The sequence below is a fragment of the Micrococcus sp. HMSC31B01 genome, from assembly GCF_001816085.1.
GTDB lineage: Bacteria > Actinomycetota > Actinomycetes > Actinomycetales > Micrococcaceae > Micrococcus > Micrococcus luteus.
Map to the genome: position 1 here is coordinate 1 of NZ_KV824999.1, position 2977 is coordinate 2977.

Sequence of the window (2977 nt, forward strand, 5' to 3'; positions counted from 1 at the left end):
CGCGGTCCTGGTGGCCCGTTCGGCGGGGGCGGGTCCTCCGCCGCGCGCGGCAGGGGCCGGCCGGGCCGGCCGAGCGCGCTCGTGCTGACCATCATCGCGGTGGCCGTGCTCGCGGGGCTGTTCGTGGTGTTCACGAACGTCTACACGGACGTGCTGTGGTTCTCGCAGCTGGGCTTCACCGAGGTCTTCTGGACCGAGGTCGTCGCCAAGGCCGCGCTGTTCCTGATCGCCGGGCTCGGGATGGCCCTCGCCGTGTGGCTGGCGATCCGCACGGCCTGGCGCCACCGCCCCGCGGACGCGTCCGCGGCCGCGCGGGACTCGCTCAGCCAGGCCCAGCGCCAGCTGGAACCCATCCGGCGCCTGGTGTTCCTGGGTGTCCCGCTCGTGCTCGGCGTGTTCGCCGGCTCCACCGCGATGAACGGGTGGAACACGGTCCTGCTGTTCCTGAACCAGGTGCCTTACGGCCAGGCGGACCCGGAGTTCGGCCTGGACCTCATGTTCTTCATGGCCACCCTGCCGTTCCTGACGCTCGTGGTCGGGTACCTGATCTCGGTGGTCCTGGTCTCCGGCATCACCGGTCTTCTGGTGCACTACCTGTACGGCGCGGTGCGCGTGGAGGAGGGCGGCGGCGTGCGGATCACCCCGGCGGCGCGCGCCCACATCGGCATCACCCTGGCCGTGTTCCTGCTGCTGCAGGGCGTCAACTTCTGGCTCAACCGCTACCGCACCACGCAGTCGCAGACCGGCAACTGGGCCGGCGCGCTCTACACGGACGTGAACGCGGTCATCCCGACGTCGGCGATCCTGGCGGTCACGGCCGTGATCGTGGCCGGCCTGTTCGTGTGGACGGTGGTCTCGGGCCGGTGGCGGCTGTCGCTGATCGGCACCGCGGTCCTGGTCATCACGGCGCTCGTGGTGGGCACGGCGTACCCCTTCATCGTGCAGGAGTACCAGGTGAAGCCGTCCGAGCGCACGCTCGAGTCCCAGTACATCGAGCGGAACATCGCCATGACGCGCGAGGCGTACGGCCTGGACGACGTCGAGGTGACGAACTATGAGGGCGCCACGGACACCGAGGCCGGGGCCCTGGCGGGCGAGGAGGCCAACACGGCCAACGTCCGTCTCATGGACCCGAACCTGATCTCCCAGACCTTCGGGCAGCTCCAGCAGTTCCGTCCGTACTACGCGTTCCCCACCACCCTGCACGTGGACCGCTACGAGGTGGACGGCCAGACGCGGGACACCATCCTGGCGGCCCGTGACGTCAACGTGGACGACTCCCAGTCGTGGGTGAACCGCCACACCATCTACACGCACGGCTACGGCATGGTCGTGGCCGACGCCTCCGAGGTCGCGGCCGGCGGCCGGCCCCAGTGGCTGCTCTCCGAGATCCCGACGCGCGGGCCGCTGGCCTCCGACCAGGACTACGAGCCGCGCATCTACTTCGGGCACAACTCGCCCTCGTACTCGGTGGTGGGTGCGCCCGAGGGCGCGCCGGCCGTCGAACGCGACCGGCCGCAGACGGCCGACTCCCAGGAGGACACGGCGTACACCTTCTCCGGCGACGGTGGCCCCTCGGTGGGCAACCTGTTCAACCGGCTCGCGTACGCGGTGAAGTTCGGCTCGCCCGAGCTGGTGCTGTCCTCGGACGTGAACGAGGCCTCGCAGATCCTCTACGACCGCGACCCGGCCGAGCGCGTCCGCAAGGTCGCGCCCTACCTGACGGTGGACACCGCCCCCTACCCGGCGATCGTCGACGGCCGCGTGCAGTGGATCGTGGACGCCTACACGACCTCGGACCAGTTCCCGTACTCCACCGCCCAGCAGCTGGGCGAGGTCACGGTGGACTCCCTGAGCCAGGGCCAGAACCCGGCGCTCCAGGGCCGGGTGAACTACATCCGCAACTCGGTGAAGGCGACGGTGGACGCGTACGACGGCTCGGTGTCCCTCTACGCGTGGGACGACCAGGATCCGCTGCTGCGGGCCTGGCAGAACGTGTACCCGTCCTCGCTGCGCCCGTACTCGGAGATGAGCGCCGGACTCATGGACCACGTCCGCTACCCGGAGGACATGTTCAAGGTCCAGCGCGAGCTGCTCGGCCGCTACCACGTGACCGATGCGGACGACTTCTACGAGAACAACGACGCGTGGTCCGTGCCGTCGGACCCCACGCGCGAGGAGGACGTCAAGCAGCCGCCGTACTACATGACGCTGCAGATGCCCGGCCAGGACGAGCCGGCGTTCTCCCTCACCAGCAGCTACATCCCCCAGATCACGGACGGTGCCCAGCAGCGCAACGTGCTCTACGGTTTCCTCTCCGCCACCGGCGACGCCGGCTCGGGGGAGGACGGCGTGAAGGCCGAGGGCTACGGGAAGCTCCGACTGCTCGAGCTGCCGCGGTCCACCACGGTGCCCGGCCCTGGCCAGGCGCAGGCGAACTTCGACTCGAACGCGGACGTCTCGCGGGAGCTGAACCTGCTGCGCCAGGGCGCGTCCGAGGTGCTCAACGGCAACATGATCACTCTGCCGGTGGCCGGCGGCATCCTCTACGTCCAGCCGGTGTACGTCCGCTCCTCGGGCGGCACCACCTACCCGACGCTGCGCAAGGTGCTCGTCTCGTTCGGCGACAAGGTCGGCTTCGCGGACACCCTCCAGGAGGCCCTGGACCAGGTGTTCGACGGCGACTCGGGCGCGGTCACCCCGGAGGAGAACCAGGCGGAGGCGCCCGCACCGGGCGAGGAGCCGTCGGCTCCGGGCACGGTCGAGGAGGAGCTCTCGGCGGCCCTCGAGGAGGCGCAGGACGCCCTGACCCAGGGCCAGGAGCGTCTGGCCGAGGGCGACTGGGCCGGCTACGGCGAGCAGCAGAAGCGTCTCAACGAGGCCCTGAAGCGTGCCACCGCCGCCGACGACGCCCTGGGCGGCGACGCGCCCGCCCAGGACCAGGCCCCGGCCGAGGCGAGCCCCGCGCCGTCGTCGA

Annotated in this window: 1 protein-coding gene; it reads left to right on the forward strand. The window is 70.6% G+C overall.

The genetic code is table 11. The features are described 5' to 3' along the window. The coding region (locus tag HMPREF3105_RS03080; protein ID WP_070708758.1) for a UPF0182 family membrane protein at positions 1-2977 on the forward strand (2977 nt) is incomplete at both ends.